This is a genomic window from Tabrizicola piscis, from assembly GCF_003940805.1.
Lineage (GTDB): Bacteria > Pseudomonadota > Alphaproteobacteria > Rhodobacterales > Rhodobacteraceae > Tabrizicola > Tabrizicola piscis.
Window position 1 is genome coordinate 858,984 of record NZ_CP034328.1, and the last position, 18,063, is coordinate 877,046.

General features: G+C 62.2%; 26 protein-coding genes. 11 read left to right on the forward strand and 15 right to left on the reverse strand.

All coding sequences use genetic code 11. The features are described 5' to 3' along the window. The first annotated feature begins 7 nt into the window (after positions 1 to 7). From EI545_RS04115 to EI545_RS04130, 5 genes are read left to right on the forward strand one after another with little or no spacing between them, the layout of a single operon-like run. Positions 8 to 871 carry a dioxygenase family protein gene (locus EI545_RS04115; protein WP_125324293.1) on the forward strand — a complete coding sequence of 288 codons (864 nt, stop codon included), beginning with the start codon at positions 8 to 10 and terminating at the stop codon, positions 869 to 871. Further along, positions 868 to 1,902 carry a ketopantoate reductase family protein gene (locus EI545_RS04120; protein WP_125324294.1) on the forward strand — a complete coding sequence of 345 codons (1,035 nt, stop codon included), beginning with the start codon at positions 868 to 870 and terminating at the stop codon, positions 1,900 to 1,902. Before EI545_RS04115 ends, EI545_RS04120 begins: the two co-directional genes overlap by 4 nt. 12 nt (positions 1,903 to 1,914) lie before the next feature. Further along, positions 1,915 to 2,247, forward strand: coding sequence for a hypothetical protein (locus tag EI545_RS04125; RefSeq protein ID WP_125324295.1), 333 nt, complete (start codon positions 1,915 to 1,917; stop codon positions 2,245 to 2,247). Between the two features lie 11 nt (positions 2,248 to 2,258). Next, positions 2,259 to 2,423 (forward strand): hypothetical protein, encoded by a 165-nt coding sequence (locus EI545_RS21285; RefSeq protein ID WP_164517159.1) that lies wholly within the window; start codon positions 2,259 to 2,261, stop codon positions 2,421 to 2,423. A gap of 51 nt (positions 2,424 to 2,474) precedes the next feature. Beyond that, positions 2,475 to 2,993 carry a VOC family protein gene (locus EI545_RS04130; protein WP_125324296.1) on the forward strand — a complete coding sequence of 173 codons (519 nt, stop codon included), beginning with the start codon at positions 2,475 to 2,477 and terminating at the stop codon, positions 2,991 to 2,993. Positions 2,994 to 3,135: 142 nt separating this feature from the next. Here the strand turns inward: EI545_RS04130 and EI545_RS04135 are convergent, their stop codons facing one another. Both EI545_RS04135 and EI545_RS04140 read right to left on the reverse strand, forming a co-directional pair. Next, the gene (locus EI545_RS04135; protein WP_125324297.1) at positions 3,136 to 3,933 is read right to left on the reverse strand and encodes a COG3904 family protein; all 798 of its coding nucleotides are present in this window, start codon (positions 3,931 to 3,933) and stop codon (positions 3,136 to 3,138) included. Then, positions 3,930 to 5,270, reverse strand: a complete 1,341-nt coding sequence (locus tag EI545_RS04140; RefSeq protein WP_125324298.1) for a hypothetical protein — start codon at positions 5,268 to 5,270, stop codon at positions 3,930 to 3,932. The genes EI545_RS04135 and EI545_RS04140 overlap by 4 nt, the downstream gene beginning before the upstream one ends. Positions 5,271 to 5,550: 280 nt before the next feature. On the opposite strand from EI545_RS04140, the gene EI545_RS04145 reads away from it, so the two are divergent. Then, a complete protein-coding gene (locus tag EI545_RS04145; protein ID WP_125324299.1) occupies positions 5,551 to 5,976 on the forward strand; it encodes a VOC family protein in 426 nt (141 codons plus the stop codon). A gap of 53 nt (positions 5,977 to 6,029) precedes the next feature. Next, the gene (locus EI545_RS04150; protein WP_125324300.1) at positions 6,030 to 6,635 is read left to right on the forward strand and encodes a hypothetical protein; all 606 of its coding nucleotides are present in this window, start codon (positions 6,030 to 6,032) and stop codon (positions 6,633 to 6,635) included. Positions 6,636 to 6,703: 68 nt separating this feature from the next. On the opposite strand, the gene EI545_RS04155 is transcribed toward EI545_RS04150, so the two are convergent. From EI545_RS04155 to EI545_RS04165, 3 genes are all read right to left on the reverse strand, one after another. Further along, positions 6,704 to 7,186, reverse strand: a complete 483-nt coding sequence (locus EI545_RS04155) for a DUF2383 domain-containing protein (RefSeq protein WP_245990278.1) — start codon at positions 7,184 to 7,186, stop codon at positions 6,704 to 6,706. Between the two features lie 170 nt (positions 7,187 to 7,356). Next, the gene (locus EI545_RS04160) at positions 7,357 to 7,941 is read right to left on the reverse strand and encodes a hypothetical protein (RefSeq protein WP_125324301.1); all 585 of its coding nucleotides are present in this window, start codon (positions 7,939 to 7,941) and stop codon (positions 7,357 to 7,359) included. Positions 7,942 to 8,112: 171 nt separating this feature from the next. Then, positions 8,113 to 9,009: a PRC-barrel domain-containing protein gene (locus tag EI545_RS04165; protein WP_125324302.1), complete on the reverse strand. Its 897-nt coding sequence runs from the start codon at positions 9,007 to 9,009 to the stop codon at positions 8,113 to 8,115. Between the two features lie 288 nt (positions 9,010 to 9,297). Between EI545_RS04165 and EI545_RS04170 the strand changes: the two genes are divergently transcribed. Continuing rightward, positions 9,298 to 9,609, forward strand: coding sequence for a hypothetical protein (locus EI545_RS04170; protein ID WP_125324303.1), 312 nt, complete (start codon positions 9,298 to 9,300; stop codon positions 9,607 to 9,609). 57 nt (positions 9,610 to 9,666) lie between these two features. Here EI545_RS04170 and EI545_RS04175 read toward each other — a convergent pair whose 3' ends face one another. The 4 genes from EI545_RS04175 to EI545_RS04190 form a co-directional block, all read right to left on the reverse strand. Further along, positions 9,667 to 9,867, reverse strand: coding sequence for a DUF378 domain-containing protein (locus EI545_RS04175; protein ID WP_245990279.1), 201 nt, complete (start codon positions 9,865 to 9,867; stop codon positions 9,667 to 9,669). 69 nt (positions 9,868 to 9,936) lie between these two features. Further along, on the reverse strand, positions 9,937 to 12,021 hold the full coding sequence (locus EI545_RS04180; protein ID WP_125324305.1) for a catalase: 2,085 nt from the start codon (positions 12,019 to 12,021) through the stop codon (positions 9,937 to 9,939). 669 nt (positions 12,022 to 12,690) lie between these two features. Further along, on the reverse strand, positions 12,691 to 13,191 hold the full coding sequence (locus EI545_RS04185) for a hypothetical protein (RefSeq protein WP_125324306.1): 501 nt from the start codon (positions 13,189 to 13,191) through the stop codon (positions 12,691 to 12,693). Positions 13,192 to 13,308: 117 nt separating this feature from the next. Further along, positions 13,309 to 13,884, reverse strand: a complete 576-nt coding sequence (locus EI545_RS04190; RefSeq protein WP_125324307.1) for a response regulator — start codon at positions 13,882 to 13,884, stop codon at positions 13,309 to 13,311. Between the two features lie 284 nt (positions 13,885 to 14,168). Between EI545_RS04190 and EI545_RS21290 the strand changes: the two genes are divergently transcribed. After that, positions 14,169 to 14,375, forward strand: a complete 207-nt coding sequence (locus EI545_RS21290) for a hypothetical protein (RefSeq protein WP_164517204.1) — start codon at positions 14,169 to 14,171, stop codon at positions 14,373 to 14,375. A 271-nt stretch (positions 14,376 to 14,646) separates the two neighbouring features. On the opposite strand, the gene EI545_RS04200 is transcribed toward EI545_RS21290, so the two are convergent. From EI545_RS04200 to EI545_RS04215, 4 genes are all read right to left on the reverse strand, one after another. Next, positions 14,647 to 14,943 carry a PRC-barrel domain-containing protein gene (locus tag EI545_RS04200; RefSeq protein ID WP_125324309.1) on the reverse strand — a complete coding sequence of 99 codons (297 nt, stop codon included), beginning with the start codon at positions 14,941 to 14,943 and terminating at the stop codon, positions 14,647 to 14,649. Positions 14,944 to 15,034: 91 nt separating this feature from the next. Beyond that, positions 15,035 to 15,217, reverse strand: coding sequence for a DUF3008 family protein (locus EI545_RS04205; RefSeq protein ID WP_125324310.1), 183 nt, complete (start codon positions 15,215 to 15,217; stop codon positions 15,035 to 15,037). A 2-nt stretch (positions 15,218 to 15,219) separates the two neighbouring features. Continuing rightward, complete coding sequence (locus tag EI545_RS04210; protein WP_125324311.1) at positions 15,220 to 15,402, reverse strand: hypothetical protein; 183 nt, start codon at positions 15,400 to 15,402, stop codon at positions 15,220 to 15,222. A 103-nt stretch (positions 15,403 to 15,505) separates the two neighbouring features. After that, positions 15,506 to 16,084, reverse strand: coding sequence for a DNA-3-methyladenine glycosylase (locus tag EI545_RS04215; protein WP_125324312.1), 579 nt, complete (start codon positions 16,082 to 16,084; stop codon positions 15,506 to 15,508). A gap of 91 nt (positions 16,085 to 16,175) precedes the next feature. On the opposite strand from EI545_RS04215, the gene EI545_RS21295 reads away from it, so the two are divergent. Then, positions 16,176 to 16,331 carry a hypothetical protein gene (locus EI545_RS21295; RefSeq protein WP_164517205.1) on the forward strand — a complete coding sequence of 52 codons (156 nt, stop codon included), beginning with the start codon at positions 16,176 to 16,178 and terminating at the stop codon, positions 16,329 to 16,331. Positions 16,332 to 16,542: 211 nt separating this feature from the next. Here EI545_RS21295 and EI545_RS04220 read toward each other — a convergent pair whose 3' ends face one another. Together EI545_RS04220 and EI545_RS04225 are read right to left on the reverse strand one after the other, a co-directional pair. Further along, entirely contained in the window at positions 16,543 to 16,893 is a 351-nt protein-coding gene (locus tag EI545_RS04220; RefSeq protein ID WP_125324313.1) for a hypothetical protein, read from the reverse strand. 77 nt (positions 16,894 to 16,970) lie between these two features. Continuing rightward, positions 16,971 to 17,828, reverse strand: a complete 858-nt coding sequence (locus EI545_RS04225; RefSeq protein ID WP_125324314.1) for an SDR family oxidoreductase — start codon at positions 17,826 to 17,828, stop codon at positions 16,971 to 16,973. Between the two features lie 29 nt (positions 17,829 to 17,857). On the opposite strand from EI545_RS04225, the gene EI545_RS21300 reads away from it, so the two are divergent. Next, complete coding sequence (locus tag EI545_RS21300) at positions 17,858 to 17,998, forward strand: hypothetical protein (protein WP_164517206.1); 141 nt, start codon at positions 17,858 to 17,860, stop codon at positions 17,996 to 17,998. The last annotated feature ends 65 nt before the right edge of the window (positions 17,999 to 18,063 follow it).

The window sequence follows — 18,063 nt, forward strand, 5'->3', positions numbered from 1 at the left end:
ACAAACCATGACCGCAACTGCCGCCAATGACTATTTCACCGAAAGCCATTCGGTCGAGGCCGTGAATGGGCGGATGGGCAAGGCCACCGATCCGCGGCTGGCACATGTGATGGCGCGGCTGGTGGCGCATCTGCATGCCTTCATCAAGGATGTCGGACTGACGCAAGAGGAATGGGCGACGGCAATCGACTTTCTGACCCGCACGGGTCAGATCTGTGACGCCAACCGGCAGGAATTCATCCTGCTGTCGGATGTGCTGGGCGTGTCGATGCTGGTGGATGCGATCAACAACCGCCGCCCCTCAGGCGCCACGGAGAACACCGTGCTGGGGCCGTTCCATGTGGAGGGCGTGCCGAAATATCCGATGGGGGCAAATATCTCACAGGACGGCGGGCGGGAGACGTGCCTCTTTCAGGGCCAGGTGAAAGATCTTGACGGCATCCCGCTGGAAGGGGTGCGGATCGATGTGTGGTCCGACAATGAGGACGGTTTTTACGATGTCCAGCAGCCGGGGACGCAGCCGATCCACAACAACCGGGGTGTTTTCGTCACCGGCCCAGATGGGCGCTACTGGTTCAAAGGGATCAAGCCCGTGTCTTATCCCATTCCAGACGACGGGCCGGTTGGGCAGATGCTTGGCAAGCTTGGTCGTCACCCTTTCCGCCCGGCGCACATGCATTTCATCGTCAGCCGGGAGGGGTTTGAAACCGTCGTCACGCACAGCTTTGTGGCGGGTGATGACTACCTGCAATCGGATGCTGTCTTTGGGGTCAAGCAATCGCTGATCGCGCCGTTTGAACCGGTGGCCGGGGGCGACACGAAGTGGCTTTCGACCTTCGATTTCGTCCTGAACAAGGTTGCAGCAGAATGACGCTGCATCACAAAAGCCCCCGCATCGCGTTCTTGGGAACCGGGGCGCAGGGAGCCTCCATCGCCGCTGATTTTGCACTGGCGGGGCTGGACGTCACCTTCATCGACCAGTGGCCCGCCCATATCGAGGCGATCCGCGCGCATGGCATCACGGTCAACCTGCCGACACGACAGATCAACGCCCGCGTCACCGCCCTGCATCTGTGCGAGGTGGCCGAAATCAAGCAGCCCTTCGATCTGATCTTTCTGGTGGTCAAAGCCTATGACACGACTTGGGCCACCCAGCTGATCAAGCCGGTTCTGGCCGAAGACGGGTTTGTGATCGGTCTGCAAAACGGCATGACCCACGAAGACATTGCCGCCGTCGTCGGCCGCCACCGCACGATTGGCGCGGTGATCCAGATTGCGTCGAACATGTGGGTGCCCGGTGTCACCAACCGCCAGAATGACCATGACGAATCCTGGTTTGCCATGGGCGCTCTGGACCTCGCTCAACAGCACCGGGTCGAGGCCGTGGCCGACCTTCTGCGCCATTCCGGCCGGGTCGAGATGACCGATAACATCCGGTCGGCCAAATGGATGAAGCTGGTCGTCAATGCCGCCGAACTGATCCCCTCTGCCATCATCGACACCGCACTGAACGACGCCGCCCGCGCGCCGGGAATGCTGGAGGTGATGCGCGAAGCGGGGTACGAGGCGATGCAGGCCGCGCTGGCCGATGGTGCCACGATCATGCCGATCATCGGGATGCCACCCACGATGAGCAACGATCCCGAGCGATATGTCGATGAGATCTTTGATGAAGTTCTCCGCACATTCTCGCGCGAGGATACGCTGACCACCTCGCTGCAGGATTGGCGCAAGGGCCGCCGGGCCGAGGTGGAAGAGGTGAACGGCTGGGTCGTGAACACGCTGGCCGCCCATGGTCGCGATGCACCGGTCAACCGGCGGGTGGTCGAGACAGCCCTGCAGATCGAGGCCGGCAAGCTGGCCCCGCGGCCGGAAAACGTGCACCTGCTCATGCCGCGGTGATCCGGGGGAAAAATGCCAAACGTAAAGATCTTCGTCGACGAGGTGATCTATCCCTCCTGTCGTGGCCGCTTGCCTGCCGCGCTGGGTCCGATCCTTGATATGCTGTGCCATGACCTCGGCGTTGATCGTCCGGCCTGCCAGTTGGCGGTGATGCCTGTGCTGGCCATGCCCGGCCTGCCGCCCGTCAATGTTGAAATCGCGATCATGCCGCGCCCGGAACGCACGCGGGCGGTGCTACTGGGGGTCAGCACGAAACTGCGCGAGATGTTGGGAGCAGCGACGGGCGCCCAAGTGGCTGTCCGGGTCACCACGCTGGACCCCGAAACCTACATCGCCCTGAAATAGGAAGCGACCAAATGGACAAGATACTTCCCGACCTGAAGGCTGCGGTTGCCGGGATCGCCGATGGCATCACCGGGACCGCCGCGCTGCAACTGGCCCTGACGGGGGGACGGCGGTCCTTGTCGACCATGTGCATCGGCGTGGGCCAAGGGATCGCCATCGCACTGGAACGGGTCTGACGGGGAACATCACATTCGCAGCTGACTGCAGTTTTAGGGAGGAACGGGATCATGGCTGAACACGTCTATGGGATGCATCACATCGGCATCACAGTGCCGGACATCGAAGAAGGCATCCGCTTTTTCAAAGCTGTTTTCGGGGCTGTCGATGTGTTTCGCACAGGCCCTTTCGATGTGGATGAGGCGTTCATGCAGCGGAAACTGGGAACGCCCGGACATACCCGCATCCGCGATCTGGTTTTCCTGCGCTGTGGAGCCGGCACGAACGTTGAGCTGTTCGAATACGAAGGTGAGGACAGCTCTGCCAGGCCAAGACGAAATTCAGAGATTGGCGGGACGCACCTGTGCTTTGAGGTGGAAGATGTCTTCGCATCAGTGGAGCGACTGCGTGCTGAAGGGATCGAGTTCCTGGACGGCCCCAACACCGTGACGGAAGGACCGCTGGCGGGCTTCAACTGGATCTATTTCAACTCGCCATGGGGGCAGTCCCTGGAAATTGCGAGCTTCTCGTCTCTGGGGTACGAAACGAACACGACGCAGCGCATCTGGAGTGCAAAGCTTATGGGCTGATGCTGGCGCATGACGGTCGCGAGAGGCCTTCTGCGCGTGGGCAGTCAGTCTTTGAACGACGTTGTGGGGCGGATCGGATACGGTTCTGCAAGAGCCTTCAGCCGGCAGCCGGCGGACCGCCCCAGCGGTTCAGGCGCTTGGTTTACTCGGTCACTTCGGTTGCGAGTCTGAAGGCTTCAAGCTCTTCCGGCAGCAGAATGTAGATGTCATCCGGCGGCGTCACCAGCGCCTTGGCCATGATCATCGGGTCGATCCCCATCTCCTCCAGATAGGCCATGACCTCGCCTTGGCCGGCCTGAATATCCGACACCAGAAGGAACGCCGGGAGATAGGTGTTCTCGCCGAAGTAGTGTTGATGAACGCCCACGAACCCCTCTTTTGACACTTCACGCTCAACGCCGGCCGCCAGAATGTAGGGACAGGCAGAGAAACAGAAAGCGCCTGGTGCGATGACCATCGGGATCGCCTTTTCGCGGACCAGGCGGCCGATCGTCAGGGCGTCACCCACGCTGCCGCCCGGAGAGTTCAAGGCAATGGCCGAAGGCAGCGCAGGCAAGGCCAGTAGCCAGTCCGCAAAACGCTCGGCGTCGCCTTCCGCGATGGTGCCGTTCAGCAGGGCCGCGCCGTCCCGATTTTCGAGATCGGTACTGGTGAACTCCAGTCGGGAGGGGACGGAGTCATCGCCCTGAAACCCTGGAGGTGCCGGAAGGTCAAGGGGAGCGCGCCGCGGCTCGAAACGGCGGGTCTGATTTCCCGGGGCGATGGGGACATCCATCTCGGGGGAACGTTCGGTACCGGTCAGTCCAGCCAGAAACTCCCTCGGCAGGTCGGCAAGCACGACGAACACCCCAAGGGCGCACTGAGCGACGAGTGTCAGCTTGAGTATCCTGGCCCCGCTCCAGCGCTTGGCATTGCGGACCGATACGACGGCGTCGCTCATTTGCGCAGGCTTCGGTCTATGGGTGCGACTTTGTCGAACGCGGTGTCCGTTTCCGCTTGGGACGGCAGATCCGTCCCCTGAGCCTCCGGCACGGTCGTGTCGTCGCGCAAGCCTGCGGAGTCCAGTCCGCGATAGGCGATCATGGCGGCCCGCAACTCACGCAAAGTCATCGTGTCCTCGGGGTTCGTCATGGCCCGATCTTCGCGGATGGCGGACTGGGCAACCATCATCATGAACACCAGGACCGCCGGCAAAAGGTCGATGGCAATCGCGCCTGCCCAGGACGGGATGAAGTCGCCGGCATAGCGCAAGACGGCGTCTGCCGCTGAAATCGGCTGGTAGGTCGTTTCTTCTGCGGCGGGAAGCGCAATCACTTCCTGGGCCGCGTCGCGCAGGGATTCCGCACGCTGACCCAAAAGCTCCAGCACGGACTCGATCGTGGTCTGTTGTGCGCCACGAATGCTGTCGTTTGGGCCATCAAGTTCGGGCAGCACGACAGAGGCGGCAAGATCGCGGGCTGCGCGGTCCACGACCGGTGCCACCGAAAGCTGCCTGAGCCGGGCGATCAAGCCGGCCAGCCGCACCGACTCTTCGGCAAAGACGACGGATCGCTCGCTTACCGGCCCAGCGGCGGCCGTCAGCTCGCGCATCCGTGACAGGATGGCATTGCCTTCGGAAAAGGCCGCCTCGATCAACGGTCCCTGCGCTTCGATCTGTGACTCCAGGGCGGCGAGTTCGTCGCCCTTTGAGGTCAGGACGCGGAAGACGGCACCGCGCCCGGACGTCCCCGACAGATTGCCTGCAGCCTCTTGCGTTGAGAGATCCTCAAAGGCCTGCCGCGCGCGGCTGACGTCAAGCTGGAGCCCCTGTGACGCGACCGCAACGCGGTTCGCTTGCTCCAGCTCTGTCTGATAGTCCTGCACGGTCAGCGCCAGATGTTGCTCGACCGCCGCCGATCCGGCCAATGCCGCAGCATTCAGCCAGGATGACATGGCGACAATCGCAAGCGAGCCGAGAGCCATTGTCAGCAGCATTCCAAGCCGAGATCGGGCCGTGCGCATGGCGGGGGTCAAGCGCAGCATGTAGCTCCAGAACACAAAGATCGCGACGGAGACGGCAAGAGAATAGGCAACGGCGGCGAAGAGCGTCAGCGCGCCGGACCCATCAAGCTGGGCGCGTACGCCGAGGTAAGTGTAGATCCCCGACGCGACCGCAAGCACACCCAGCGCCATGGGGGCGAAGCTGTCCAGTGCGGTCAGGTGTCCTTCAATCTCTTTCGCCTGGAGAAGCCCGACAGCTTCAGCCTGAGACATCTGTCGCTCACGGTTGTCGTCCATTGTCGCCCCCGATTGCCGAAGCTGACGAGGTTAGGGTGGAGTGCTCTGCCCACACAACGCCAAAATCACCGTTTTCGGGCTACTCGCAGAATTGTCAGAACGGCGTTAGCGCGTTCGTTGACCCTCCATAGGCACCGGCCTATGCTCGACCCGTCTGAAACAGGTTAGGCGCGGGAAGGTTGGCCCGGCCCCCGTCCTCGCGGGTCCTTCCGTTGCAAGCCAACGGCCCAAGACTATCAGGGTCTCTGCTTGGTGCGGGGACCGATAGAAAGGGCGTGGAATGAAACCCAGAATCTCTGTCGTGACGCTTGGCGTCGCTGATCTTGAACGATCGCTTGCCTTCTACCGTGACGGGCTTGGGCTGCCGACCGATGGCATCATCGGGCGGGAGTTCGAGCATGGCGCGGTTGTTTTCTTTGACCTCGCGGGCGGGGTGAAACTCGCCCTTTGGGCGCAGCGCGACATTGCGCACGATACCGGATTGCAGATGCAGCCCGTCAGCCCGACTGCCGTCACCATCGGCCACAATGTGGCGCGGCGCGAGGAGGTGGATCAGGGCATGGAGGCTGCCGCGCGGGCGGGGGCGGAAGTCATCAAGCCCGCGCAGGACACGTTCTACGGCGGCTATGCGGGCTATTTCAGCGACCCCGACGGCCACCTGTGGGAAATCGTCTGGAATCCGGCGCTGCTTCCACCGGATGACTGAGGGGTTGTCCTGGCTACTGGCTGGCAGGCGAGAGCGCGCTTTTCGTGCCAGCCATGTCGGTCGCCTATCCGATGACCTTTCTGGAACAGGTGGCGATGACCGATGTGGCGACCGAGACTGGAACCGCCTGCTATGCCGGGGCGCTGATGCTGCAGGCGCTGGGTCTGGGGGGCTGGATGTATACCGGGATCAACCCCTTCGTCGTGCTGGGTGCCAGCGGCGATCCGGCAGTGCCGGGCCTTGGGTTCCAGTTCCAGATGCGCGAGGGCAGCCCCCTGCCCTATATCACGGGCCTGCCCGGCGTGTTCGAGGCGCATGTGCCGCCGCATCACGCCAGCATGCGCGCGGCGGTCGAGGCGGTGGTGGCCCGAAAGTTCGGCGCGGGGGGTCCGTTTGACGCGGGCCAAAGTGGCCCCTACCGGGAGAATGCCGCTGTCCGTGGGGCGGCTGCAAAGATCGACGCCGAGGCGGTGGAGATTGCGACGATCATGGCGGAATACGTGTTTTCGACCTTCGGGCGGTTCCCGGCCACGGCCCCGGCGGTGTTCATCAACACCTACCTGCAAGCGCATCGGCTGGATACCGGGTTCTACGACACGCATTTCGAGCCGGGTGCCTATCTGCCGACCCATGCCGACCACGATCGCAACTGGTCCTGACCCAGCACGGCTGGCGCGCGACAAGCTGCGCGCCAGCCAAGCTTTCCCTCACATCTGGCTTAGGTGCGTCAATCGAGGTGCCGCGTTTCCTGCAGCAACTGAGCCAACTCGGCCCGCATCGTCGCGATGTCCGAGTGTTCATGGGCTTCAACGGGCGATTTGAGCACCTCATCAAAGGCCTTGAGAACATGGCCTTCGCCGCTGCGCACACTGCTCATGACTTCTTCGTCGATTTCGTCGAAGAAGGCGCGCAGGCCGACCACGGTCTCGTTGATCGTCCCCATGAACGACCCATCGGCGTCTACCGTTTTGCCTCTGGCCATCAGAAGGCGACCGATTTCTTCGGCATGTCGGACATGCAGATCGTGGAACTTCTGGACAACGGGCCGGAACTCAGGCTCGGCGTTCTCGACCATCTTCACGAAGCCTTTGAGCGCATCGACCGTGCGCGTGTGAAGCGTGGCAAGTGCGGCTTCAGCGTCGGGCACGCCAGCGGAAGGCTCGCTGGCAGTTTCATCAAGCATCATGCCGGCTACAAAGGGGGTGGTCATCGGGGATCCTTCCTGTCTGATCATGCGAACTCTTGTCGGCAACGCGAAAGCGGCAACACGGTTCCTTCTTTCGCGGGCCGCAAGTTCAGCGGCCTCTCCCGTGGGATGCGCCGACACCGCTGCAGGCAGCATCTTTTGCGGGTGCCCGTGAAAGGCCCGAAGACTTAAGGCTAGATGCTTGCGATTACACTGCAGACCGGGCGCAACTGCGCGTCTTCGGGTGAGACACCGCCCGCAAGCCCGGTATAGGTCTGCACGTCATCGTCCGGGCTGTGAACCTCGGCCCCGTCAATCGCGCCGGTCACGGATGTCTCATTTGCCGCACCAGTGGCAGTGTCTGCCGTCGCCTCAGCGCGCGGCGCGCCTTCATCGGCGGGCAGTTCCACATTGTCGTCTTGCAGGGCACCATCACCGGCGTCCCCGGTGGCAAGGCCGTCCGTCGTGGTTTCACCAAGCTCGGTGTTGGAACCCAGTTGCTCTGACGGTACGGATGTACCGCTGGTGTCCGGCGTTCCGGCCTGGTTCATCAGGATCGCGCACCGTTCCAGAACGGCCGCCTGATCGTCTGAACTCAAGGCGGTCCAGTGCGCCCGAATTTCAGGCTCGGGACGAAGGACAGTCAGCCCCTCGTCACTGAAAAATCCTGAGCCCACGCGATCCCACCAGTTCTCGGTCGATGGCTGGTCATCGCCAGCAGTCTGGGACAAGGCGGGAGTTGCGGCCACACAGGCCACGCATAGTGCGTATCGAAACATCTGAAATCCTTTCCGTCAGCGATCAGTGAGTCAAACAGCAACTCGCGGGAATTGTTCCCACGTCAGCTTTGAGTGCCGGTCGGGATGTGGTGCGGACCCTGATACCTTGGCGATCAGAGCAAACGAAAAAGGCCCGCAGTGTGCGGGCCTTTTTGCAAGGGGTGGCGCAGATTACATTTCTGCTTTCGGCAGGCTCTCAAGCTCTTCCTGCGTCATCCGCACGTAGGCGCGCAGGTCACCACCGTCTGAGGACTGGACCAGCTGCAGTGCGGTCATATCTAGTGCAACCGGCTTTTCGCCAATCCCAAGAAACCCGCCGACGTCCACGATGACCTGGTTGGGCGCACCTGCTTCGGTCAGAACGACCTCCGAAATTTCGCCAAGGTCCTCTTCGTTCGGACCATAGACGCGCACGCCGCGCAGTTGGTCGCCGGTGATGCCCGCCACGTCAACCGAGGCATAACCCTCCATCGGGGCCGCGCCGTCGACGACAGCGCCGTCGGTGGCACCATCAGTGGCAGCGACCTGGCCTTGATCGATCGCCGCATCTTCCGTTACCGGCGTGGTGGCCGGGTCATCGGCGGTTGCCGCATCGGTAATGGCGGTCTCCGTGGCAGGCTCGGTGGCGGCGGGATCAGCCGACATTTCGCCGGTGCGCATGTAGTCTGGCGCGCCTTCAAGAACCGAACGGTCGGCATTGATCACCACGAAGAAGTCGTTCGCCGCATCCGCCGTCGCGCTGTCCGAGACGAAGCGGATGCTTTCCATGCCAAGTGCGACCTGACGCTCGCCCATGCCAAGGAAACCGCCGATGTCGACCAGCACGGAATCCACGGCGCCATCGCGGGTCAGGATCACGTCATTGATCTCGCCAATGTCTTCCCAGCCGTCTTGCACGCCGGCGTATTCTTCCGCGTCAACCGCGGCTTCGGCAGCGTAGACGCGCATGCCGATGAAATCGGACGCAGCAATGGCAACGGGATCCATTTCGGCACGGAACAGGTCCTGTGCCGACGCTACCGTTCCGAACGCCAACGCCATTGCGGTCCCAAGCATAAGATTTTTCATCTCTCTCTCCATGGTTTAAGATGGTGGCGCCCAGAAGGGACGCTTGGGAGAGAAACAGTTGGCGCGCCGCTTTGTTCCCATGGCGCGGCGTTCCAGCACCGAATTCGGCTATGCTTCTGATCGCGCAGCCATATCCGGATCATTGGCCAATAACGCGCCTTGGTTGACTGCCTTGCATCGGCGAAGTTTGGCCGAAAGCCCTTGGGATTCAGCAAAAGCGGCAAGCCGAATCTGGAAGATTTGTAGCATGATTGACGCTCTGGACTGGGTGGCAGGACGGAGGATCGCATGAAACTGCTTGAACAAAAATGTGCAGGAGTAGCGGTGGTATCGCGGCCAGATCGGGACCAATCGCGAACCTCATCCTCGGACAAACCATTGCCGCTGGTTTGTGAGGTGACGTTCGACCTGTCCGTCAGTCGGGAGGAGGTCGGCCGCGGTGCGACCGAGCATTTTGAGCTTACGACGACGGTGCAATCGGAAGGACGTTTCGCTGACCGGGTGACCGTAGAAACGGCAGCGGCGCGGCAGCTTCCCGACCTGTTCCGGGAAATTGCGGATGAGCTTGAAAAGGCTGGCGCAAAAACCCGAAGCGGTTGACGTACCGCGCCGCGTTCGTGCAGCAACTGCCACGGCCCGGACAAAGGCCCGGATCAATTATCTGCGTCTTGGCAGGTCGCTGAAGATTGCGGTTCCCAGGAGGCGCGGTATCGTCATGGCCACCACGATCGCCGACAGTCCGACAAGCACGTAGACAACGCGCGCCAGCAGCGCCGATTGCCCGCCAAAGACTGCGGCGACCACGTCGATTTGCGCAATGCCGACCGCAAGCCAGTTCAGACCGCCGACGATCAGCATCAGGTGCGCGATGGCAAGGATTGTCCGCAAGGCAAGCTCCTTTTGCCGCAGGGTTCCGGGTGGGCTGGATCATACCATTCCGCGTCGCGCCCAGTAGCGCAAATCCGCGCAGCTTGAGATGAACCTTGCCATCGTGTCGCCGTCGTCGATCAGGCCAAGGTCAAAGCAGCCGTCGTCAATCTTAGTGTCCAAGCCGGCACTCTGGAACAGTGCCTGAGCACTTGCGTGACCGATGAACTTGCCGTGCGCAAAGGCATCGCGCAGGAAAGTCTGGGCCTGGGGCATTTCGGCGACTGTCTTTTCATCATCCGCACCTAGGATCACGGCCACAGCGTCGAACAGAACGGATGGGCCGCCGGGAATGGAGAACTGCGCCTCGTGCAGGTCACCCCGGTCATCCAGCGCGCCCGTGACGCGGGGCGCGATGAGTTTCACCTTGCCCCCTGCGTCGGTGATGGCACTCGTCAGGCTATCCAGCACCGTTCCGTCAAAGCCGTTGCTGACCATCACGCCCATAACGCGGCCAGCAAAGCTGGTCGGTCCGTTGGCAAGAATGCTCAGTGCGGGCGATAGCACAAGGTCTTGCCGGGTTGGCCGCGCCGCCGTTGCCGGTGGCGGAAGTTCGGGCAGCCCAAGGCCACTTGCCACGCCCGAGGCAAGGTCTTCGTCTATGTTGCGAAGATGGCCGACCATGGCCGCGCGGATGCGGGTGTGCTCGCATTTCGACAGCTCGAACACCAGGGCATCGCGCAGGTGAGTCTGCTCGACCGGGGTTTGGCTAAGATAGAACTGCCGGGCCTGACTGTAGTGGTCGGCAAAGCTTTCCGCCCGGATGCGGACCTTTGCCCCCTCGACCGGGGCGGCATAGCTGACATAGCCCTGAAGCGGATCCTCGCGCGGGCCAACTTCAAAGCCGTTCGGCTCATACATAACCTGACCCTTGCGGTTGCCTTTCCGCATATGGCCGTCCTGTTGGAAGTTGTGCATCGGGCATCCCCGTGGGCGGTTGACCTCCAACTGGGTGAAGTTCGTGCTGCCAAGCCGCTTCAACTGGGTGTCGAGGTACGAAAAGTTCCGCCCCTGCAACAGCGGGTCGTCGGAAAAGTCGATGCCGGGGATGACGTTCTGGGTGCAGAAGGCAACCTGTTCGGTAAATTCGAAGAAATTGTCGACGGCGCGGTCAAGGGTCAAGGTGCCCACCGGTTCGGCCGGGATCAGTTCCTCGGGGATGAGCTTGGTCGCGTCCAGAATGTCGAAGTCGAAGCTGTCGGCGAAGGCCTGGTCAAAGACTTGCAGGCAAAGGTCCCATTGGGGATGGTCGCCGGTGGTCAGCGCCTCCCACAGGTCGCGGCGGTGGTGGTCGGGATCGGCGCCGTTGATCTTGACCGCTTCATCCCACAACACCGACTGCAGCCCTTGCCGTGGCTTCCAGTGAAACTTGACGAACTGTGACTCGCCCGCCGCATTGACCAAGCGGAAGGTGTGGACGCCGAACCCCTCCATCGTGCGGAAGGAACGGGGGATCGTGCGGTCGGACATCTGCCACATGACCATGTGCATCGATTCAGGGGTCAGTGAGATGTAATCCCAGAATGTGTCATGCGCCGATTGGGCCTGCGGGAAGCCCCGGTCGGGTTCCGGTTTGACCGCGTGGACAAGGTCGGGAAACTTCATCGCATCCTGAATGAAAAAGACCGGGATGTTATTGCCGACGAGGTCCCAGTTGCCTTCATCCGTGTAGAACTTCACCGCAAAGCCCCGCACGTCGCGGGCGAGGTCCATCGACCCCTTGGACCCGGCAACGGTGGAAAACCGAACGAAAGTCTCGGTCAGTTTGCCGACTTTCTGGAACGGCGCGGCGCGGGTGATCTGCGACAGATCGCGCGTGCATTCGAACGTGCCATGTGCGCCAAAGCCGCGGGCGTGGACCACGCGTTCCGGAATACGTTCGTGGTCGAAATGAAAGATCTTGTCGCGCAGGACAAAGTCTTCCAGCAGCGTCGGCCCCTGCACGCCTGCCTTGAGGCTGTTCTGATTATCCGAAATCTTTACCCCCTGCGAGGTCGTCAGCGCATCGGCCCCGGCGGCAACGGTCTGGTGGACTTCGGCTGGTCCGCCGTCCGTTCCGTTCTGCAGTTGGGTGTTGATTTTCATTGTCTTCTCTCCAGTGGGCTAAGTTGCCTGCAGTTGTGAAGCTGGCCCCGACGTGGGGAGCTGCCGGGGCCAGCGCGGCCAGTCAGCGGTTGCGCCCACCGCGACGGGCCGCATCCCGGTGGCCATCTGAATCTCCGATCCAACCGCTATGGCTGCGGTCGTTACGGTCGTCACCGGCACGGAATGATGGATCTGCGCCCTGCTGGTCATGATCGTTCCCTGAGTGGTCGTCCTCCTCGGGCCACCGCGATGCCGATCCGCGCCGGGATCTGCTACCGTCGAAGTCATCTTGATGGCCCTCGCCGACCGACGCGCCCTGCCCGGACTGCTCGCGCGTGCGCCCCCGGTAGCCGCCCTGTGGGCTGCGGTGGTCGTCACGATCATTACGGAACGAGCGCATGCGCTGTGGGTCGACTTCAAATCTTTGTGCCATGGTCCTCTCCCGTTGAGTGTCCGCTGACAGGACTGTGGTCGTCCCGTTCTGCGGCCATCTTCTCAACCGGCGCGGGTTCGGAATGTTCCAGCCAGATGGCGGTTTATCCCGCAGCTCGCATTCATGAAAAAACCGGTGACCAGCGTTTCCGCATATTGGTCACCGGCTCGGCGAGATGTTGAGGGCTTACATCTGCCGAAAGTCAGACAGGGGGCAATTTGGGGCGGCTGGTCCGCTTAGAACTGGCCGACTGCGTCGCAAATGGCCTGCATTTCAGCCATGTCGTACCCTACTGCCATGGAGGTATCCGTCCCGCCTGCAGCTGTGCCAGTGTCAGTCGTGGCGGTCGTGTCTGTCGTCGCCGTGCCGGTATCGGTGCCTGCCGTCGTGTCCGCAGTGCCATCGGTGGCGGCTGTGCCGGTTGTTTCGGTCGAACCGGCTGCGGCGGCATCACCATGCGCGGCTTCGAAGGTCTGGCAATCTGCTGTGATCATGTCGCGATCTTCTTGCGACAGGGACTGCCAACCCGAAGCAAGCTCTTCGGAGGGGCGCAGAGTGCCGTTCTCACCATCGGTGAAAAAGGTCGTCCCGACAGAGAGCGACCAGTTGGTTCCAAAGGTTTCGCCAGAACCAGCCGTCGCGTCGGTGCCGGTTGCAACGCCTGTGGTCGTATCGGTCTGGGCCATGGCAGTCGCCGCAAACAGGGCCAGTGCCGGTACCGCAAGGAGGTGTTTCATGTTCCATCCTTTCAGTCTTTGCTGGATAAGGCGCGGAAACGTGCGGTTTCCACGGTTGGCCTGAAGTTGCCAATTCTTCCAACCGAAAGGGCGGTGAATTGTTCCCGCAGCAGCGGATCAGTTGAGGAATTGAGACCTGCCCACCTGCAGCGCACGGTCCATAAGGCCATGCAACCAAGCCAGCAGACCTGACTGGCAAGGAAGGGTGCCGCTGTCTTCGAGGGCGAGTTGCAGGGTACGCTCCACCAGCCGATCTGCGGCAAGCGGGTCCTTCAGGATGCCGCACGCACGTTGGCGAAGAAGCGGGACAAGGTCAGGGAAGGTCGGCGGTTCGGCTTCGCGTGACCGGAGTTCCAGACGCCTGACCGCAACGAGCGGAGAGGACGGTCGTGCTATGCAGTCGATCCTGGCGAAACGCTCCGGCAGGCGGCAGCCGGCAGTGGCGGAAAAGAAGACGTAAGGCACGTTCTGCACCGCCAGTCGGTCTGCCAGCGCAAAGGTCCTGCGGCCGCGGACGTCGACATCAAGGATTGCCAGTTCGCTGTGCATCACCTGCATTTCAGCAGTACCCAGATCATGGCACGGCCCCAGCACGGTGGCGTTCGCGGTCGACAGAGCGATGGCAATTTCGGCCCCCGCGACAGGATTGTCCTGCAGGATAAGGATGCGCTTTCCCTGGAAATCAAATGGCATCTTCGGAATTCCCTTCGGCGAAGTTCGGGACGGGACAGTGGCGGACGACGGCAGCCAAAACTTTGGCTGCTGTCGTTTCGGGCATTTCGGAGTGTGGGATCAGCCAAAGGGCCGGCAAACCGGGCGGAAAGGCGCGGTCAGCGGCTTTACTTTGGAAACAGCGCTTTAGTTTAATCATATCAGGGAGTAACATTGTGGTGGGCGGATGATTTTCGATCGCCGCTGACGGCCACCGTGGGCTATGATCAGAGGACGTGGCGTGACGTTGGCGCGCGGAGGGTTGGATGCCGCAAGATTCAGGAACCGATGCAAAGGGGGCGGCAAGCATGGCCGCTTTAGCCAAGACCGTTCTTGAAGATGCGGAAGCGGAGCCAATTCCCGAAGCGCTCATCACCCTTGCCCACAAGCTTGAAAGCGCGATCTCCGATCTGGCTGCAGACCCCAGTCAGGATCGCGGCAATCACGATAAGGTTGCGAAACCACCGCGCTGACCTCCATATACCGGGGGCGTGACCTCTCCGGGACCGGGCGGGATCGGGTCTTGTGGCGGGATCGGCTGCGGGTCTGGCATCGGGTCGGGGTACACGTCCGGCTCGGCAGGTTCGCCGGGGACGGGAAGGTCGGGCGGTGACGGGAGGTCCGGTTTTTCCCCGGGGCGTCCTTCTTGAAACATCTGCATGTCGGTGTCCTTCCTGTGAAAGTCCTGCCCCCGATCACGCACCGCAGTGGCTTGACGGGGTCCAGATGTGCTGGCGCGGCAATTCAGTCGTAGTGTTCGGGCAACGCGGTAATCTGGTCTTTGGTCCATGACGTCACGCCGTACACATTCCCATCCGGGTCCTGCTGGATGGTCAGGTCGTCCAGACTGACCAGAACCGGTCTCGTCCCGATGCCCAGAAAGCCGCCAACATCCACGACCGCCTGACGACTGGTCGCCGCATGGTGGAGATGCGAAATGCTGCCGACCTTCTCGCCGTCGATGTCGTAGATCGGGGTGCCGATCAGATCGGCCTCGTTCAGGTCAAAACTGCCTGATGAGCTTTGCGTATTGTGGTCCATGTCAGGTTTCCTCGCGCTAAGCCGAATGCGGTTCGGCCGTATGGACAATCAACGCGCATGTGGGAAAATTGTTCCAACTGAGGCGACAGTCCTATTTCTTCTTCTCTGGCAGGCCCTTTCGCGAGGTGCTGGCCAGGTCTTCCAACTCGCTTTCGGTCATCGAGCTCGCCATTTCTTTGGACGCGCCGACAAGCGACTTTCGGTCCGCCTCGCCCCGCTTTGCGGCCAGGGCTGCGCCTGCCGCCTTTTGCTGAGCTTTGGATTTTGCTGGCATTGTCACATTTCCTTTCTTCTGCGGTCTTTGGACCCGGTCGGCTTGACTGGCGGGACCTGTTTCGCTGGATTGACGTCGTCAAACTCTTCCGGCCGGTGCGGAGAGCCTTCATGGTCACTTTGCGCGTTCCGCCGGTCTTCCGGCGGCGTGCGCTTGCGCGCGGCGGGCTTCGGTTCGTTGGGCATTCGGGTGCTCCTCAGGCGACCTGATGGTGCTTCAAGCCGCAACCCCGGCCATTTGTTCCGGTCTATTCGCCAAACGTCCGGAACATCGCGGACTTCCGCCGGTTCAAGGGCCAGGCACGACCGGGAACGGGCGACTGAACCCCCCTGCCCCGCCCAGTCCGAAACGCCACGGCCTGTCAGCGGCCCGGGTGATGCCAATCCGGGGGCCGACGAGCAAAGGCGCGTTGGCTTCGCCCGGATCAAGCAGGAACTCGTCCCCTCCGAACTTCTTATCCCCGAACTGCTTGCCCCCAAAAGGCTTGCCATTGTCGGAAAGACGGATCCCCAAGGCCTGGCCCAAGCGACCGGGGCCCGTGGCAAGTGCATCCTCCCGGCCTCGGCGCTGTTGCATCAGCGGGACCCCGATTTCGGGACGGATCGCCCGGATCAGCACCGCCTCACCGGCACGACCGACGACGTTCAGGCAAAGGTGGCAACCGTAGGACAGATAGACATAGACGCTGCCCGGAGGGCCGAACATGGCCGCATTGCGCGCCGTCTTGCCTGCAAAGCTGTGCGATGCGGGATCATCGCGTCCGTATGCCTCGGTCTCAATGACGGTGCCGCCGACCCCGCGCACCAAAAGCCGCGCCCCGATCAAGGCGCGGGCAAGGTTGGGAATGTCCTGATCGTAGATCAGCATTGTGATCCTTGGAATAGCACTGCCCCCGGCCGCGAGGGAACATATTGGTCCTGATAGGCGTTCTGGACTGAAAGCGGTGGAGGCGATCAAGATGACAAAAGACAGAGATCAACAAAATCTCAATCCCATTTCGCTGTCGCTGGAAGGGCGGGTGCTTGCCCACCGCAGCCTTCTGATCGAACTTCTGCAGCGTCTTCCCGGCGACCGATTTGATGAGCTCATCGAGTGGATGGAGGAGCGCACCTAGTTGCAGGACGGGCAAGAGGATCCGGCCGCTGTGCCGAGTATTGGGGTTGAACTGGAACTGGCCCGGGCCGATGAGTTCAGGATGTTGGCCCGTCTCGCGCAGGCCAAACGCGATTGAAGGATGCGCGAACACAGCTATCCCCGCAGCATACTTCTGAAAAAGGCCGCGCGGACGGGGCGCGACCTTTTCCTGGTGGGAGATGTCAGTGTGCTTACGGTTCGGCAGGCGGCGTTTCGACCGCGGTTCCCGGCGCTGGCGCAGTCGGGTCGACCGTAGCGGCGCCGTCATCGGTCCCTGTGTCCGTGGTTGTTCCGGTGGGAGTGCCTGTCTGATCCGGGGCAGTCTCGGGCGCACCCACGCCGCCTTGGTCAGGCGCCGTCGATGCCGGGGTTGTATCCGGCTCATCAAGGACACTGGCCGACCGATCAAAGGTGAAGACCACGACGGCCACGATCAGGGCAACGACGACCAGCAAGACAAGCCACATGCCCGTCTGGGGCGGGCGCGTATCGGTGCGCCGATCCACCTTGCCGGGCGGGGTTCTGGGGGGAATATCGGTCATGAGGTATCCTTTCTGTCGCAATTGCGTCCTGCCCGATAGAACCGGAACCAGCCGAGATTGTTCCCGACCGCCAGCCCCTACAACATTGGCGCGCCGCCCGTGACCGCGATTGTCGCGCCGGAGACGTAGCTCGACATCGGCTCGGCCAGCATCACGTAGGCGGAGGCAAGCTCCACCGGTTGGGCCGGACGTTTCATCGGGCTGTCCTGACCGAAGCTGGCCACTTTTTCACCCGGCATGCTGGCCGGGATGAGCGGGGTCCACACCGGGCCGGGGGCGACGCAGTTCACGCGGATGCCCCGGTCGGCCAGCAGTTGGGCCAGTCCCGCAGTGAAGTTCCGGATGGCGCCCTTGGTGGTGGCATAGGCCAGCAAGGACGGATTCGGCTTGTCGGAATTGATCGAGGCGGTGTTGATGATCGAACTGCCCGCACCCATGTGGGCCACCGCCGCCTGGGCCACATGAAAGACCGCGTCGATGTTGACGGCAAAGGTCTTGTCCCATTCCTTGGGCGTCAGGTCCTCGAACCGGTCGCAGACAGTCTGGTGGGCGGCGTTGTTGACCAGGATGTCGATCCGGCCCCAGGTGTTCACCACCTGCTGCACTACGCTGCGACATTCGTCAGGGTTGGAAAGATCGGCCGGAATCTTCATGCAGCTCTGGCCCTCGTCTTCGATGAGTCTTGCCGTATCGGCGGCGTCGTCACACTCGTTCAGGAAACACATGGCAACGTCTGCGCCCTCGCGGGCATAGGCGATGGCTACGGCGCGGCCGATGCCGCTGTCTGCCCCGGTGATCAGCGCAACGCGACCCTGCAGCCGACCGGCCCCAACCCAGGTTGTTTCGCCATGGTCGGGGCGCGGCTGCATCGAAGCAAAGGTGCCCGGGGCGGATTGCGTCTGCTTCGGAAAGGGCGGCTTGGGATGGTCGTTCATGATGCGGATCCTTCGTCAGTGCGTTCGCCATGGTGGATGTGACCACCGGGCTGCTTGCGGTTGGCATCGGGGCGCGCGTTTGGGTCCAGGCGCTCCTGTCCGGACGGATCGATCTGCTGCTGGCGCTGGTCGATCACGTTTGCCTTCGGTCGCCGCAGGTCTTCATTTGACGGTTGTGACTTTTGGTCCCGGCTCATCGGAAGCCTCCTCCTTGGCGCGGGCGGTTCGTTCTGCC

Excerpts from the sequence above, each read along its gene's own strand:
- EI545_RS04175 (WP_245990279.1), bottom strand. The coding sequence starts at position 9,867 with ATGCTGATCGTCGGCGGTCTGAACTGGCTTGCGGTCGGCATTGCGCAA.
- EI545_RS04180 (WP_125324305.1), bottom strand. The coding sequence starts at position 12,021 with ATGAAAATCAACACCCAACTGCAGAACGGAACGGACGGCGGACCAGCC.
- EI545_RS04160 (WP_125324301.1), bottom strand. The coding sequence starts at position 7,941 with ATGTTTCGATACGCACTATGCGTGGCCTGTGTGGCCGCAACTCCCGCC.
- EI545_RS04155 (WP_245990278.1), bottom strand. The coding sequence starts at position 7,186 with ATGACCACCCCCTTTGTAGCCGGCATGATGCTTGATGAAACTGCCAGC.
- EI545_RS04130 (WP_125324296.1), top strand. The coding sequence starts at position 2,475 with ATGGCTGAACACGTCTATGGGATGCATCACATCGGCATCACAGTGCCG.
- EI545_RS04125 (WP_125324295.1), top strand. The coding sequence starts at position 1,915 with ATGCCAAACGTAAAGATCTTCGTCGACGAGGTGATCTATCCCTCCTGT.
- EI545_RS04200 (WP_125324309.1), bottom strand. The coding sequence starts at position 14,943 with ATGGACCACAATACGCAAAGCTCATCAGGCAGTTTTGACCTGAACGAG.
- EI545_RS21285 (WP_164517159.1), top strand. The coding sequence starts at position 2,259 with ATGGACAAGATACTTCCCGACCTGAAGGCTGCGGTTGCCGGGATCGCC.
- EI545_RS04215 (WP_125324312.1), bottom strand. The coding sequence starts at position 16,084 with ATGCTGATCTACGATCAGGACATTCCCAACCTTGCCCGCGCCTTGATC.
- EI545_RS21295 (WP_164517205.1), top strand. The coding sequence starts at position 16,176 with ATGACAAAAGACAGAGATCAACAAAATCTCAATCCCATTTCGCTGTCG.
- EI545_RS04185 (WP_125324306.1), bottom strand. The coding sequence starts at position 13,191 with ATGAAACACCTCCTTGCGGTACCGGCACTGGCCCTGTTTGCGGCGACT.
- EI545_RS04150 (WP_125324300.1), top strand. The coding sequence starts at position 6,030 with ATGTCGGTCGCCTATCCGATGACCTTTCTGGAACAGGTGGCGATGACC.
- EI545_RS21300 (WP_164517206.1), top strand. The coding sequence starts at position 17,858 with ATGGTGGATGTGACCACCGGGCTGCTTGCGGTTGGCATCGGGGCGCGC.
- EI545_RS04165 (WP_125324302.1), bottom strand. The coding sequence starts at position 9,009 with ATGAAAAATCTTATGCTTGGGACCGCAATGGCGTTGGCGTTCGGAACG.
- EI545_RS04220 (WP_125324313.1), bottom strand. The coding sequence starts at position 16,893 with ATGACCGATATTCCCCCCAGAACCCCGCCCGGCAAGGTGGATCGGCGC.
- EI545_RS04210 (WP_125324311.1), bottom strand. The coding sequence starts at position 15,402 with ATGCCCAACGAACCGAAGCCCGCCGCGCGCAAGCGCACGCCGCCGGAA.
- EI545_RS04120 (WP_125324294.1), top strand. The coding sequence starts at position 868 with ATGACGCTGCATCACAAAAGCCCCCGCATCGCGTTCTTGGGAACCGGG.
- EI545_RS04170 (WP_125324303.1), top strand. The coding sequence starts at position 9,298 with ATGAAACTGCTTGAACAAAAATGTGCAGGAGTAGCGGTGGTATCGCGG.
- EI545_RS04115 (WP_125324293.1), top strand. The coding sequence starts at position 8 with ATGACCGCAACTGCCGCCAATGACTATTTCACCGAAAGCCATTCGGTC.
- EI545_RS04205 (WP_125324310.1), bottom strand. The coding sequence starts at position 15,217 with ATGCCAGCAAAATCCAAAGCTCAGCAAAAGGCGGCAGGCGCAGCCCTG.
- EI545_RS04190 (WP_125324307.1), bottom strand. The coding sequence starts at position 13,884 with ATGCCATTTGATTTCCAGGGAAAGCGCATCCTTATCCTGCAGGACAAT.
- EI545_RS04225 (WP_125324314.1), bottom strand. The coding sequence starts at position 17,828 with ATGAACGACCATCCCAAGCCGCCCTTTCCGAAGCAGACGCAATCCGCC.
- EI545_RS04135 (WP_125324297.1), bottom strand. The coding sequence starts at position 3,933 with ATGAGCGACGCCGTCGTATCGGTCCGCAATGCCAAGCGCTGGAGCGGG.
- EI545_RS04145 (WP_125324299.1), top strand. The coding sequence starts at position 5,551 with ATGAAACCCAGAATCTCTGTCGTGACGCTTGGCGTCGCTGATCTTGAA.
- EI545_RS04140 (WP_125324298.1), bottom strand. The coding sequence starts at position 5,270 with ATGGACGACAACCGTGAGCGACAGATGTCTCAGGCTGAAGCTGTCGGG.
- EI545_RS21290 (WP_164517204.1), top strand. The coding sequence starts at position 14,169 with ATGCCGCAAGATTCAGGAACCGATGCAAAGGGGGCGGCAAGCATGGCC.